9 protein-coding genes are annotated in these 13,708 nt (G+C 68.5%); all 9 read left to right on the top strand.

The genetic code is table 11. The features are described 5' to 3' along the window. Positions 1 to 30: 30 nt before the first annotated feature. Entirely contained in the window at positions 31 to 2,571 is a 2,541-nt protein-coding gene (locus tag ACZ6R9_RS08270) for a SpoIIE family protein phosphatase (RefSeq protein WP_380487769.1), read from the top strand. Positions 2,572 to 2,773: 202 nt separating this feature from the next. Continuing rightward, on the top strand, positions 2,774 to 4,678 hold the full coding sequence (typA, locus tag ACZ6R9_RS08265) for a translational GTPase TypA (RefSeq protein WP_380487771.1): 1,905 nt from the start codon (positions 2,774 to 2,776) through the stop codon (positions 4,676 to 4,678). 345 nt (positions 4,679 to 5,023) lie between these two features. Next, complete coding sequence (locus ACZ6R9_RS08260; RefSeq protein ID WP_465537196.1) at positions 5,024 to 6,652, top strand: peptide ABC transporter substrate-binding protein; 1,629 nt, start codon at positions 5,024 to 5,026, stop codon at positions 6,650 to 6,652. 139 nt (positions 6,653 to 6,791) lie between these two features. Next, the gene (locus ACZ6R9_RS08255) at positions 6,792 to 7,718 is read left to right on the top strand and encodes an ABC transporter permease (protein ID WP_380487775.1); all 927 of its coding nucleotides are present in this window, start codon (positions 6,792 to 6,794) and stop codon (positions 7,716 to 7,718) included. Beyond that, entirely contained in the window at positions 7,711 to 8,634 is a 924-nt protein-coding gene (locus ACZ6R9_RS08250; protein ID WP_380487777.1) for an ABC transporter permease, read from the top strand. The genes ACZ6R9_RS08255 and ACZ6R9_RS08250 overlap by 8 nt, the downstream gene beginning before the upstream one ends. 17 nt (positions 8,635 to 8,651) lie before the next feature. Then, a complete protein-coding gene (locus ACZ6R9_RS08245) occupies positions 8,652 to 9,704 on the top strand; it encodes an ABC transporter ATP-binding protein (RefSeq protein ID WP_465537193.1) in 1,053 nt (350 codons plus the stop codon). Beyond that, positions 9,697 to 10,716 carry an ABC transporter ATP-binding protein gene (locus ACZ6R9_RS08240; protein WP_380487781.1) on the top strand — a complete coding sequence of 340 codons (1,020 nt, stop codon included), beginning with the start codon at positions 9,697 to 9,699 and terminating at the stop codon, positions 10,714 to 10,716. Before ACZ6R9_RS08245 ends, ACZ6R9_RS08240 begins: the two co-directional genes overlap by 8 nt. A gap of 286 nt (positions 10,717 to 11,002) precedes the next feature. Next, a complete protein-coding gene (locus tag ACZ6R9_RS08235; protein WP_380487783.1) occupies positions 11,003 to 12,625 on the top strand; it encodes a peptide ABC transporter substrate-binding protein in 1,623 nt (540 codons plus the stop codon). Between the two features lie 87 nt (positions 12,626 to 12,712). Then, the gene (locus tag ACZ6R9_RS08230; RefSeq protein ID WP_465537190.1) at positions 12,713 to 13,639 is read left to right on the top strand and encodes an ABC transporter permease; all 927 of its coding nucleotides are present in this window, start codon (positions 12,713 to 12,715) and stop codon (positions 13,637 to 13,639) included. The last annotated feature ends 69 nt before the right edge of the window (positions 13,640 to 13,708 follow it).

The raw sequence follows: 13,708 nt of genomic DNA, 5'->3' as shown, positions 1-13,708 counted from the left end.
CATCGAAATACTCGGTCGTCTCGACACCGGATGGGCGCGCGGGTTGGAGGGGTCGGTCCGTTGAACAGCTTCCCGGCACGGAACACGACGCACGGCAGCAGCGGCCGAGCCGCACTGCCGGAGCAGCCGGGTGCCCCCACGGTGCCCGCCACGCTCCCGGACGGCTGGGAACAGGCCTCGTCGGGCACCATCTACGACTACATCCGGGTCGCCACCTTCGCGATCGGCCCCGACGGGCGGATCGCGCAGTGGAGCGACCGGGCCGCCCAGTTCTTCGGCGTGCCCGCCGCCGAGGCGGTCGGCGCGGACCCGATCACCGCGTTCGTCCCGCGCGAACTGTGGCAGCGCGGCCGGGCCCGGCTGGAGCGCATCCTGTCCGGCGAGGAATGGGTCGGCACCGCCCCCTACCGGGACCTGTCCGGCGCGGAGAGCCTCGCCGAGGTCTACGCGATGCCCGACAGCGCCGACGGCTCGGCCACCTGCCTGGCCGTCGACCTCGGCCGGCTGCGCGCCATCGAGACCGACCTGGCCGCCTCCGAGGCGGTCATCGGCCAGACCCCCACCGGCTTCTTCCTGTTCGACACCGACCTGAAGCTGCAGCGCGTCAACGCCGCCTTCGCCACCGGCGTCGGCCGCAGCCCCGCTGCCCTGCAGGGCCTCGCCCCAGGCGACGTGTTCCGCCCCTCCGACGCGGACCGGCTGCTGCTCGCCCTGCGCAAGGTCCTCACCGGCCAGGATCCCGTCCTCGACCTGCGGCTGTCCGGCCCCGCCCGCCCCGGCCGCCCGGCCGGCCGCGACGACGAACGCACCTGGGCGGTCTCGCTGTACCGCCTCACCGCCGCCGGCGGACGTCCGATCGGCGTCGCCGGGCAGGTCCAGGACGTCACCAGCCGGCACATCGCCGAACGCGAGGCCGCCGGCGTGCGCCGCAGCCTCGCCCTGCTCAACGAGGCGTCCACCCACATCGGCTCCACCCTCGACCTGGAGACCACCGCCAAGGAACTGCTCGACGTGATCGTCCCGCAGTTCTGCGACGTCGCCACCGTCGACCTGTACACCGCGCTGCTCACCGGCGACTCCTCGCTCACCGCCAACCCGGAGAACGGCGAACTGCGCCGGGTCGCGGTCTCCAGCGTGGTCGGCAACGCCCCGTCGGTGCTCGGCAGCGAGCGCGGCGGCGTCCGGGTCGCCGAGGCCGGCGGCACGCTCTGCTACCCGCCGCGCTCCCCGCACGCCCGCGCGCTGCGCACCGGCCGCAGCGTCGTCCCGCAGCCCGGGCCCGACCCGCTGCTGCGCTCCACCCTGGTGGTGCCGCTGGTCGCCCGCGACCAGGTGCTCGGCCTGGTGCAGCTGTCCCGGGCGATCGGCAGCGAGCCGTTCGACGCCCGCGAGGTCGCGATCGCCGAGGAACTGGTCGCCCGCGCCGCCGTCTGCGTCGACAACGCCCGCCTGTACCGCCGCGAGCACGAGCGCGCGCTGATCCTGCAGCGCAGCCTGCTGCCCCCGGGCAACCCGGCCGCGTCCGGCCTGGAGATCGCCCGCCGCTACCTGCCCAGCAACAACAACACCGAGGTCGGCGGCGACTGGTTCGACGTCATCCCGCTGCCCGGCAGCCGCACCGCCCTGGTGATCGGCGACGTGATGGGCCGCGGCCTGCGCGCCGCCGTCGCGATGGGCCAGCTGCGCACCGCCGTGCGCACCCTCGCGATGCTCGACCTGGACCCGGAAGAGGTGCTCTCCGCCCTCGACGAGATCGCCCGCGGCCTCGGCAACGACGACGCCGAACCGGACCGGGCCGGCGCCGAGGTCTACCTCGCCACCTGCGTGTACGCCGTGTACGACGCGGTCAAGCAGCGCTGCACCTTCGCCAACGCCGGCCACCTCCCGCCGGTGCTGCTCGCCCCCGGCGAACGCGCCCGGATGCTCGACGTGCCGCCCGGCCTGCCGCTCGGCGTCGGCGGCGAACCGTTCGAGGAGGTCACCGTCGACCTGCCCGAGGGCGCCGTCCTCGGCCTGTACACCGACGGCCTGGTGGAGTCCCGCAAGCACCAGCTGGACGAGGGCCTGAAGGCCTTCCGTACCGCCCTCACCAACGGCTCCGACCAGCTGGAGGAGCTCTGCGACCAAGTGCTGGACGAGCTCAACCCGCACCACGGCGAGGACGACATCGCCCTGCTGATGGCCAAGGTCAAGGGCCTGCCCAAGGGCTCGGTCGGCGACTGGCGGCTGCCGCCCGAGCCGACCTCGGTCGCCCGGGCCCGCGAGGCCGCCTGCGGCTGGCTGCTGGAACGCGGCCTCGACGAACTCGTCGACACCTCCGAACTGCTGGTCAGCGAACTGGTCACCAACGCCCTGCGGCACGGCCGCGGCGAGATCCGGCTGCGCCTGCTGCGCGACAAGACCATGGTCTGCGAGGTCTGGGACGACGCCTACGCCCAGCCGCGCCAGCGCCGCGCCCAGGAGACCGACGAGGGCGGCCGCGGCCTCCAGCTGGTCTCCCTGCTGGCCGAGCGCTGGGGCAGCCGCCGCACCCCCAAGGGCAAGATCGTCTGGTTCGAGCTGGCCCTCTAGCCCGCAGCCGTCCGTTCGTACCGGAAGCGGGCGCCGGGCCGTTGTGATTCAAACCTCCACCGGCTGCCCGTTTCTGCTCCATTGCGGGCTTCCCCGTACGATGGGGAGAAGCCGAGGCATGTGCCGTGCCCGGTGGGTGGACCGGTGAATGCTGACGCGGGCCGGGCACCGTGACCCACGATTCCGGGAGAATCAGCGCCGCATGCCCACGCGCAACGACATCCGCAACGTCGCCATCGTCGCCCACGTCGACCACGGCAAGACCACCCTGGTCGACGCCATGCTCAAGCAGGCCGGTGCCTTCGCGGCCCACCAGCAGCTCGACGACCGCATGATGGACTCGAACGACCTGGAGCGCGAGAAGGGCATCACCATTCTCGCGAAGAACACCGCGGTCAAGTACCACCCCAAGGACGGCGGCGCGCCGATCACCATCAACATCATCGACACCCCGGGCCACGCCGACTTCGGTGGCGAGGTCGAGCGCGGTCTGTCGATGGTGGACGCGGTCGTCCTGCTGGTCGACGCCTCCGAGGGCCCGCTGCCGCAGACCCGCTTCGTGCTGCGCAAGGCGCTCTCCGCCCGCCTGCCCGTCATCCTGTGCATCAACAAGACCGACCGCCCGGACGCCCGGATCGACGAGGTCATCAACGAGACCTACGACCTGTTCCTGGACCTGGACGCGGACGAGGACCAGATCGAGTTCCCGATCGTCTACGCCTGCGCCCGTGACGGCGTCGCCTCGCTGACCAAGCCGGAGAACGGCACCGTGCCGGCCGACTCCGAGAACCTGGAGCCGTTCTTCTCCACCATCCTGGAGCACGTCCCGGCCCCGACCTACGACGAGAACGCCCCGCTGCAGGCGCACGTCACCAACCTGGACGCCGACAACTTCCTCGGCCGTATCGCGCTGCTCCGCGTCGAGCAGGGCGAGCTGCGCAAGGGCCAGACGGTGGCCTGGATCAAGCGCGACGGCTCGATCCAGAACGTCCGCATCTCCGAGCTGCTGATGACCGAGGCGCTCACCCGCAAGCCCGCCGAGGTGGCCGGCCCCGGTGACATCTGCGCCGTCGCGGGTATCTCGGAGATCATGATCGGCGAGACCCTGGCCGACACCGAGAACCCGATCGCGCTGCCGCTGATCACCGTCGACGAGCCGGCGATCTCGATGACCATCGGCACCAACACCTCGCCGCTGGTCGGCAAGGGCGGCTCCGGCAAGGGCGCGGACGCCAAGTCCGGCGCCAAGGTGGACCGCAAGGTGACGGCCCGCCAGGTCAAGGACCGTCTGGACCGCGAGCTGATCGGTAACGTCTCGCTGCGCGTGCTGGACACCGAGCGCCCGGACGCCTGGGAGGTGCAGGGCCGCGGTGAGCTGGCGCTGGCCATCCTGATCGAGACCATGCGCCGGGAAGGCTTCGAGCTGACCGTCGGCAAGCCGCAGGTCGTCACCCGCGAGATCAACGGCAAGACCCACGAGCCGGTCGAGCGCCTCACGGTGGACGTCCCCGAGGAGCACATGGGTGCCGTCACCCAGCTGATGGGCATCCGCAAGGGCCGGATGGACAACATGTCCAACCACGGTTCGGGCTGGGTCCGGATGGAGTTCGTGGTGCCGTCCCGCGGCCTGATCGGATTCCGGACGGAGTTCCTCACCAACACCCGCGGCACCGGTATCGCGCACTCCATCCACGAGGGCTACGAGCCGTGGTTCGGCGCGCTGACGACCCGTAACAACGGTTCGCTGGTCGCCGACCGCTCCGGCGTGGTCACCGCCTTCGCGATGACCAACCTGCAGGAGCGCGGCGTGCTGTTCACCGACCCCGGCACCGAGGTGTACGAGGGCATGATCGTCGGCGAGAACTCGCGCTCCGACGACATGGACGTGAACATCACCAAGGAGAAGAAGCTCACCAACATGCGTTCCTCGAACGCTGACGTGGCCGAGTCGATCGTCCCGCCGCGCAAGCTCTCGCTGGAGCAGTCGCTGGAGTTCTGCCGCGAGGACGAGTGCATCGAGGTGACCCCGGAGACCGTGCGCATCCGCAAGGTCGTCCTGGACGCCAAGGAGCGCGGCCGCACCGCGTCGCGCGCCAAGAAGGGCTGACGCCCGCCTGTTTCGGCCGACCGGCCGGTGTCCTTCGGGGCGCCGGCCGGTCGTGTTTTTGGTGACTCTCCGTCATGAACGGCCAGGGAGAGGCTGTTCGTTAATCGGACGTCACTGATCGTCATCCGTGACAACTGTCCGTTTCGCCCCTGTCTGGCTATGTCTGGAATGTCCGATTTTTGGGATTCACCCATCGTTCATGTGACCAAATTGAAATCCGGATTGGTCAATTCCGTATCCATGAGTGACCGATAGTGGGTGCAGTCGAGCTCGGGTCGAGGCTCCTGCGCAGGGGTGCGCGCCAGGCCGCGAGCGATCTGCAACACGATTTCAGGAGGCACACCCATGCGCGGTGCCAGCCAGGCCAAGTGGGTTGTCGCAGCCGTCGCGGTCGCCCTCGCCGCTACCGCTTGCGGCAGCAGCTCGTCGGACGGCGCTTCCAGCGGACCGGCCAACGCCCAGGGCACGTTCAGCTACCAGAGCTCCGAGCCGCAGAACCCGCTCCAGCCCGCCAACGCCATGGAGGTCGGCGGCGGTCGCGTCATCAAGAACCTGTTCAAGGGCCTGGTGGACTACGACCCCAGCAGCGGCAAGCTGCGCAACCAGGTCGCCGACAAGATCGAGACCACCGACGCGCAGAACTACACCGTCACCCTGAAGTCCGGCTGGACCTTCCACGACGGCACCCCGGTGACCGCGCAGTCCTTCGTGGACGCCTGGAACTGGTCCGCCAACGTCAAGAACAACCAGATCAACTCCAACTGGTTCTCCGACATCCAGGGCTACGACGCGGTCCACCCGGCCAAGGGCGACCCGACCGCCGACACCATGTCCGGCCTGAAGGTCGTCGACGACACCCACTTCACCATCGCGCTGACCGGCCCGGTGTCGTACTTCCAGTACAAGCTCGGCTACACCGCCTTCGCGCCGCTGCCGAAGGTGTTCTACACCGACCCGGCGAAGTACGGTCAGTCGCCGATCGGCAACGGCCCCTACAAGTTCGTCTCGTGGGAGCACAACAAGGCGATCACCCTCGCCGCCTACGACAACTACGCGGGCGCCGACAAGCCGAAGAACGGCGGCGTCGTCTTCAAGAGCTACTCGCAGCCCGAGGCCGCCTACAAGGACCTGGTCTCCGACAACCTGGACGTGCTGGACCAGGTCGACCCGAGCGACCTCGCCTCCTACAAGAACGACCTGGGCGACCGCGCCGTCGACCAGCCGCAGGGCTCCATCCAGGCGCTGTCCTTCTCGCTCTACCAGGACTCCTGGAAGGGCCAGGACAAGGCCAAGGTCCGCCAGGGCCTGTCGATGGCGATCGACCGCGACACCATCACCAAGACGGTGCTCAACGGCTCCCGCCAGCCGGCCAACACCTGGGTCGCCCCGGGCGCCATGGGCTACAAGGACAACACCTGCGGCGATGCCTGCACCTACAACCCGGAGAAGGCCAAGCAGCTGATCGCCGAGGGCGGCGGCGTCCCCGGCAACAAGATCACCGTGCTGTACAACTCCGACGGCGGCCACAAGGAGTGGGTGGACGCGGTCTGCAACTCCATCCGCCAGGCCACCGGCGTGGAGTGCGTCGGCGACCCGAAGCCGGACATGAAGACCGCCCGCGACCTGATCAAGGGCAAGAAGGTCGACGGTCTGATGCGGACCGGCTGGCAGCAGGACTACCCGCTGAACGCCAACTTCCTGCGCGACGTGTACGGCACCGGCGCCGACGCCAACGACGCCGGCTACTCCAGCCCGGAGTTCGACAAGCTGGCCAGTGCGGCGGACAAGGCCACCACCGTCGAGCAGACCGCCGACCTGTACCAGCAGGCCGAGGCCCAGCTGGCCAAGGACATGCCGGCCATCCCGCTCTGGTACTACAAGACCACCGCCGGTTACTCGAAGAACGTGCAGAACGTGAAGTACGACTCGTTCGGCGACCCGGTCTTCACCCAGGTCGAGGTCAAGCAGAAGTAACCGAGCCGGCACCGCACGGCTCGAACCGACACGGCCGGTGCCCGTACCCCGCCCCACCGGGCGGACCGGCACCGGCCGTTGTCACGCCAAGAACTCTGATCGGGACGACGGCCCGTCAGAGCAGCAAATTGGAGGCACGATGGGGCGCTTTGTCGCAAGGCGACTGCTCCAGATGATCCCGGTGTTCCTGGGCACGGTCACGATCATTTTCTTCATGACCCGCATGCTGCCCGGCGACCCGGCGGCGGCAATGTGGGGAGACAAGGCCGCCGACCCCGCACAGCTGGCCGCGTTCAAGCACCGGATGGGACTCGACGTCTCGCTGTGGCAGCAGTACCTCAACTACATGGGCGACCTGTTCACCGGAAACTTCGGTGAGACCATGTCCGGCCGCAAGGTCATCGACGTCATCGGTGAGGCCCTGCCGGTCACCATCCGCCTGGCCCTGCTGGCCTTCGTCTTCGAGCTGGTGGTCGGCGTCGGGATCGGCCTGCTGGCCGGCCTGCGCCGCGGCAAGGCGTTCGACAAGAGCACCCTGGTGCTGACCCTGCTGCTGATCTCGATCCCGGTCCCGGTGCTCGGCTTCATCTTCCAGAACGTCTTCGCGATCCAGCTCAAGTGGATCACCCCGACCGTTCAGGACTCGATGAACCTCGGCCAGCTGATGCTGCCCGCCATCGTGCTCGGCTCGCTGTCCCTCGCCTACGTCGCCCGACTGACCCGCACCTCCATCGCGGAGAACATCAAGTCGGACTACATGCGCACCGCGATCGCCAAGGGCCTGCCCCGGCGCAAGGTCATCGGTACCCACCTGCTGCGCAACTCGATGATCCCGGTGGTGACCTTCCTGGGCACCGACCTCGGCGCCCTGATGGGCGGCGCGATCGTCACCGAGGGCATCTTCAACGTCAAGGGCGTCGGCAACGCGCTGTACCACGCCATCAACCTCAACGAGGGCGCGACCGTCTCCGGTTTCGTCGTCGTGCTGGTGCTGGTGTACCTGGCCGCCAGCCTGATCGTCGACCTGCTCTACGCGGTCCTGGACCCGAGGATCCGGTATGCCTGACCTGATCGAGAAGACCGTCCCGGCACAGGGCTCCGCCGAGCCCAAGCCGGAGAAGCCCCGCAGCCTCGGCTCGGACGCCTGGCACGACCTGCGCAAGCGGCCGATCTTCATCATCTCGGCGGCGCTGATCGTGCTGCTGGTCGCCTTCGCGATCGCCCCCAGCCTGTTCACCTCGGTGGACCCGCGGGCCGGCGACCTGCGCCTGCACTACCTGAGCAAGCCGAACTACCTGCACTTCTTCCAGGCGGACTGGTTCGGCTACGACGGCCAGGGCCGCTCCATCTACGCCCGGATGATCTACGGTGCCCGCGCCTCCGTGGTGGTCGGCATCTGCGTCACCGCCGGTGTCACCGTCCTCGGCGGCCTGGCCGGCATGATCGCCGGCTACTACGGCGGCTGGGTGGACGCGGTGATCTCCCGGGTCACCGACATGTTCTTCGGCATCCCGCTGCTGCTCGGCGCGCTGGTCGTGCTGAACGCCTTCACCACCCGCACCGTCTGGTCGGTGGTCTTCGCCCTGGTCGCCCTCGGCTGGACCCAGATGACCCGCGTGATGCGCGGCTCGGTGATCACCGTCAAGCAGTCGGACTACGTGACCGCGGCCAAGGCGCTCGGCGCCGGCACCGGCCGGATCATGTTCAAGCACATCCTGCCGAACGCCATCGCCCCGGTGATCGTGGTCGCCACCATCGCGCTGGGCGGCTACATCGCCACCGAGGCCACGCTGAGCTTCCTCGGCATCGGCCTGCAGGACCCGACCATCTCCTGGGGCATCGACATCAACTCGGCCCAGAAGGTCCTCCGTACCGCGCCGTTCGCGCTGTTCTTCCCGGCCGGCATGCTCAGCGTCACCGTGCTGGCGTTCATCATGCTCGGCGACGCGGTGCGCGACGCCCTCGACCCGAAGCTGCGCTGAGAGAGGCGGCCCGCATCATGACCACCGCACCCGAGAAGACCACCGCCGCGAAGGACCGCCTGGTCCCCGGCACCCCGCTGCTCGAAGTCCGCGACCTGCACGTCGAGTTCAAGACCCGCGACGGCGTCGCCAAGGCCGTCAACGGCGTCAACTACTCGGTCGCCGCCGGCGAGACCCTGGCCGTGCTCGGCGAGTCCGGCTCCGGCAAGTCCGTCACCGCGCAGACCATCATGGGCATCCTCGACATGCCGCCCGGCCGGATCACCGCCGGCGAGATCATGTTCCGCGGCCAGGACATGCTCAAGATGTCGAACGAGGAGCGCCGGAAGATCCGCGGCCGCAAGATCGCGATGATCTTCCAGGACGCGCTGTCCTCGCTGAACCCGGTGCTCTCCGTCGGCTACCAGCTCGGCGAGATGTTCCGCGTGCACGAGGGCGCCTCCCGCAAGGAGGCCAAGGCCAAGGCCATCGATCTGATGGACCGGGTGCGCATCCCGGCCGCGGCGCAGCGGGTGAACGACTATCCGCACCAGTTCTCCGGCGGTATGCGGCAGCGCATCATGATCGCGATGGCGCTGGCCCTGGAGCCGGACCTGATCATCGCGGACGAGCCGACCACGGCGCTGGACGTGACCGTCCAGGCGCAGGTGATGGACCTGCTGGCGGAGCTTCAGGCCGAGTACCACATGGGTCTGATCCTGATCACCCACGACCTCGGTGTGGTGGCCGACGTCGCCGACAAGATCGCCGTCATGTACGCCGGCCGGATCGTCGAGACCGCACCGGTGCACGAGCTGTACGCGCGGCCCGCCCACCCCTACACCCGCGGCCTGCTCCGGTCGATCCCGCGCCTCGACCAGAAGGGCGAGGAGCTCTACGCGATCAAGGGCCTGCCGCCCAACCTCTACAAGGTCCCGGCCGGCTGCGCCTTCAACCCGCGCTGCGACGTGGTCACCGACCGCTGCCGCACCGAGATCCCCGCCCTGCACCAGGTCACCGACCGGGACGGGGCCGAACTCGCCGGCCGCAAGAGCGCCTGCCACCTCTGGAAGGAGACCCTCCATGGCTGAGCCCATCCTGGAGGTCCGCGACCTGGTCAAGCACTACCCGCTCACCCAGGGCGTCCTCTTCAAGAAGCAGGTCGGCGCGGTCAAGGCCGTCGACGGCGTCTCCTTCACCCTCGACAAGGGCGAGACGCTCGGCATCGTCGGCGAGTCCGGCTGCGGCAAGTCCACCCTCGCCAAGGTCCTGATGAACCTGGAGCGGGCGACCGCCGGCCAGGTCCTCTACAAGGGCGAGGACATCTCCCGGCTGTCGGGCGCCGCGCTCAAGGCCGTGCGGCGCAACATTCAGATGGTGTTCCAGGACCCGTACACCTCGCTGAACCCGCGCATGACGGTCGGCGACATCATCGGGGAGCCGTTCGAGATCCACCCGGAAGTGGCGCCGAAGGGCGACCGCCGCAAGGCGGTTCAGGATCTGCTCGATGTGGTGGGTCTGAACCCGGAGTACATCAACCGGTACCCGCACCAGTTCTCCGGCGGCCAGCGTCAGCGCATCGGCATCGCACGGGGTCTGGCGCTGAAGCCGGAGATCATCATCTGTGACGAGCCGGTGTCGGCGCTGGACGTGTCGGTGCAGGCCCAGGTGATCAACCTGCTGGAGCAGCTCCAGAGCGAGTTCGAGCTGTCCTACATGTTCATCGCGCACGACCTGTCGATCGTCCGGCACATCTCCGACCGGGTCGGCGTGATGTACCTGGGGCGGATGGTGGAGATCGGCACCGACGCCGAGATCTACGAGCACGCCACCCACCCCTACACCCAGGCGCTGCTGTCCGCCGTCCCGGTGCCCGACCCGACCGGCCGCGAGAGCCGCGAGCGGATCATCCTCACCGGCGACATCCCCTCCCCGGCGAACCCGCCCTCCGGCTGCCGCTTCCGCACCCGCTGCTGGAAGGCGGAGGAACGCTGCTCGACGGAGCTGCCGCTGCTGGCCGTCCCGGAGCTGCTGACAGGCGAGGCCAGGCACGAGTCGGCCTGCCACTTCGCGGCCGAACGCGAGGTCGCCGGCGCGGCCTGACGCAACGGCAGGACGTGCACCGACAGGACGTGCACCGACAGGGGCGCGGGGAACTGCGCGAGCAAGGAGTGAACGCCGGCAAGGTCGCGAGCAAGTGCAGGTCATTGTCCTGCGTCGCGATCTTGCTGGTGAGTGCCTTCCGCTTCGCGCAGTTCCCCGCGCCCCTGTTTTCGCGCCCACCTGCCGTTGCGCTCCTCGCTCGTCCGGCTGCGTTGCGGTCGCGTGACCGCTTGGCGGCGATTCTCATGAGGTGAGATGCGTCATCCACCCTTGAGGAGGAAGCTCCATGCCTGCAGGCACCCGTGTGCGCTGGGCCGTGGTCAGTGCGACGTCAGTGGCCCTGATGGCCACGGGTTGTGGTGGTGGCGGCAGTTCGGGTAGCGGTTCGTCGGACGCGACCAAGACGTTCACTTATCAGAGCAGTGAGCCGCAGAATCCGTTGCAGCCGGCCAACGCCAATGAGGTGGGTGGCGGGCGCATCGTGCAGAACCTGTTCAAGGGCCTGGCGGACTACGACCCGTCCAACGGCAAGCTGCGGATGCAGGTTGCGGACTCGATCAACACCAATGACGCGCAGACGTACAACGTGACGCTGAAGTCGGGCTGGACCTTCCACGACGGGACGCCGGTGACGGCGAAGAGCTTTGTGGATGCCTGGAACTGGGCGGCGAACACCAAGAACAACCAGATCAACAGCTCCTGGTTCTCCGACATCCAGGGCTACAACGATGTCCACCCGGCCAGCGGCACGCCGACCACGGACACCATGTCGGGGCTGACCGTTCAGGACGACACGCACTTCACGATCAAGCTGAGCAACAAGGTCTCGTACTTCCCGTACAAGCTGGGGTACGTGGCCTTTTCGCCGCTCCCGGAGGGGTTCTTCAAGGACCCGGCGGGTTACGGGCAGAAGCCGGTGGGCAACGGGCCGTACGAGTTCGTGAGCTGGGACCACAACTCGCAGGTGGTCACCAAGACCTTCGCCAACTACCAGGGCGTGGACAAGCCGAAGAACGGCGGCGTGGTGTTCAAGATGTACACCAGCTCCGAGGCGGCCTACGCGGACCTCCAGTCGAACAACCTGGACGTGATGGACCAGGTGCCGCCGTCGGCGCTGGCGAACTACAAGGGTGACCTGGGGAGTCGGGCGATCGACGCCCCGCAGGGTGGGATCCAGAACGTCGGCTTCACCCTCTACCAGGCCGACTGGCAGGGGGCGAACAAGAACCTGGTCCGGCAGGGCCTGTCGATGGCGATCGACCGGGACACCATCACCAAGACGGTGCTGCAGGGCTCCCGGGCGCCGGCCTCCGCCTGGGTCGCCGAGGGCGTCGAGGGCTACAAGGCGGGGACCTGCGGGGACTTCTGCACGTACAACCCGGACAAGGCGAAGCAGCTTATCCAGCAGGGCGGCGGCGTCCCCGGGAACTCCGTCAAGGTCACCTACAACGCGGACGGCGGCCACAAGGAGTGGGTGGACGCGGTCTGCAACTCGATCCGCCAGGCGACCGGGGTGAACTGCGCCGGCGACCCGAAGACCGACTTCAAGACCGCCCGCGCGGCGATCACCGGCCACCAGATCGACGGCATGTTCCGCACCGGCTGGGTGCAGGACTACCCGCTGAACGCGAACTTCCTGGCGGACGTGTACCGCACCGGCGCGGCCTCCAACGACACCGGCTACTCCAGCCCGGAGTTCGACAAGCTCGCCAACCAGGCCGACCGGGCCTCCTCGATCCAGGACACCGCGACCGGCTACCAGCAGGCCGAGGCGCAGCTGGCGATCGACATGCCGGCCATCCCGCTCTGGTACTACCGGACCAACTCCGGCTACTCGACCAAGGTGCAGAACGTGACGTTCGACTCCTTCGGCAACCCGGCCTGGACCCAGGTCGAGGTCAAGGGCTGATCCCGTCCGACGCCTGCCCCCGTCCTTCCCGCAGGGAGGGCGGGGCTCCGGCAGTACGTCAGTCACTCTTCGGAGGGAGAGCCCCCCATGGGCCACTACGTCGTACGGCGCGTGCTCCAGATGATCCCGGTGTTCTTCGGGGCCACGCTGCTGATCTTCCTGATGGTGTACACGCTGCCGGGTGACCCGATCGCGGCGATGTTCGGCGAAAAGGCGGCCGACCCGGCGACCGTGGCCAGCCTGAAGCACAAGTACTACCTCGACCAGCCGCTGTGGAAGCAGTACCTGCACTACATGAACAACGTCTTCCACCTGGACTTCGGCACCAGCTTCACCGGCCGCCCGGTGTCCGAGATCATGAGGGACGCCTTCCCGGTCACCATCCGGCTCGCCCTGGTGGCGTTCTTCTTCGAGATCGTGGTCGGCCTGCCACTGGGCCTGCTCGCCGGCCTGAAGCGGGGCAGCTTTTCGGACACCCTGGTGTTGGTGTTGACCCTGGTCGTCATCTCGATCCCGGTGTTCGTGCTCGGCTACGTCGCCCAGACGGTGTTCGCGATCAATCTCGGCTGGGTGACGGCGACGGTCCAGGATTCGACGGACATCACCCAGCTGATCCTGCCGGGCCTGGTGCTGGCGTCCCTGTCGCTGGCGTACGTGGCCCGGCTCACCCGCACCTCGATCGGCGAGAACCTGCGCGCCGACTACATGCGCACCGCGGTGGCCAAGGGCCTGCCGCGGCGGACCATCGTCGGGCGGCACCTGCTGCGCAACTCGCTGATCCCGGTGGTGACCTTCCTGGGCACCGACCTGGGCGCGCTGATGGGCGGCGCGATCGTCACTGAGGGCATCTTCAACATCTCCGGGGTCGGCAACGTCCTCTACAAGGCGATCAACCAGAAGGAAGGCCCGACGGTGGTCGGCATCGTCACCGTGCTGGTGATGGTGTACCTGGTCGCCAGCCTGGTCGTCGACCTGCTGTACGCCGTCCTGGACCCGAGGATCCGCTATGCCTGACCGGAACGAGGACATCCCCGACGACCACGACCCGCTGCGGAACATCCAGCCCACCGACAGCGATCACCT

It is taken from the genome of Kitasatospora sp. NPDC048662, assembly GCF_055587065.1.
Note: the sequence above shows the minus strand (reverse complement) of the source record. Positions and strands in the feature narration are given on the sequence as shown.

Coding starts and splice junctions, on each gene's coding strand:
- ACZ6R9_RS08270 (WP_380487769.1), top strand. CDS start 31: ATGGGCGCGCGGGTTGGAGGGGTCGGTCCGTTGAACAGCTTCCCGGCA.
- typA (WP_380487771.1), top strand. CDS start 2,774: ATGCCCACGCGCAACGACATCCGCAACGTCGCCATCGTCGCCCACGTC.
- ACZ6R9_RS08260 (WP_465537196.1), top strand. CDS start 5,024: ATGCGCGGTGCCAGCCAGGCCAAGTGGGTTGTCGCAGCCGTCGCGGTC.
- ACZ6R9_RS08255 (WP_380487775.1), top strand. CDS start 6,792: ATGGGGCGCTTTGTCGCAAGGCGACTGCTCCAGATGATCCCGGTGTTC.
- ACZ6R9_RS08250 (WP_380487777.1), top strand. CDS start 7,711: ATGCCTGACCTGATCGAGAAGACCGTCCCGGCACAGGGCTCCGCCGAG.
- ACZ6R9_RS08245 (WP_465537193.1), top strand. CDS start 8,652: ATGACCACCGCACCCGAGAAGACCACCGCCGCGAAGGACCGCCTGGTC.
- ACZ6R9_RS08240 (WP_380487781.1), top strand. CDS start 9,697: ATGGCTGAGCCCATCCTGGAGGTCCGCGACCTGGTCAAGCACTACCCG.
- ACZ6R9_RS08235 (WP_380487783.1), top strand. CDS start 11,003: ATGCCTGCAGGCACCCGTGTGCGCTGGGCCGTGGTCAGTGCGACGTCA.
- ACZ6R9_RS08230 (WP_465537190.1), top strand. CDS start 12,713: ATGGGCCACTACGTCGTACGGCGCGTGCTCCAGATGATCCCGGTGTTC.